The 257-nt window shown below is 36.6% G+C and carries 1 pseudogene; it reads left to right on the forward strand.

The annotated features are described in order from the left end of the window. Nucleotides 1–98: 98 nt before the first annotated feature. Nucleotides 99–257: pseudogene (locus AOA60_RS29440) on the forward strand (class I tRNA ligase family protein); the annotation flags it as partial.

The following is a 257-nucleotide window of genomic DNA, read 5'->3' on the forward strand; positions in this document are numbered from 1 at the left end:
ATTGTACACCTTGTGAATCATTTTATACGGAGATTCAGGCAAAGGGTGGTAATTGTCCTGACTGTAACCGTCCAGTGTAAAAAGTACAGGAGGAGTCTTACTTCTTCCGTATGAGTAAATACTCAGATCGGTTACTTGCCTTTTATGAAGAAAATCCTGAGTTTATTCAGCCTGAGTCTAGAAAGAATGAAATGATTAATAATTTTATTAAACCTGGCCTTGAAGATTTAGCAGTATCTAGAACTTCACATGAATGG

This window comes from Pseudomonas sp. 2822-17 (assembly GCF_002742485.1).
Lineage (GTDB): Bacteria > Pseudomonadota > Gammaproteobacteria > Pseudomonadales > Pseudomonadaceae > Aquipseudomonas > Aquipseudomonas cyclaminis.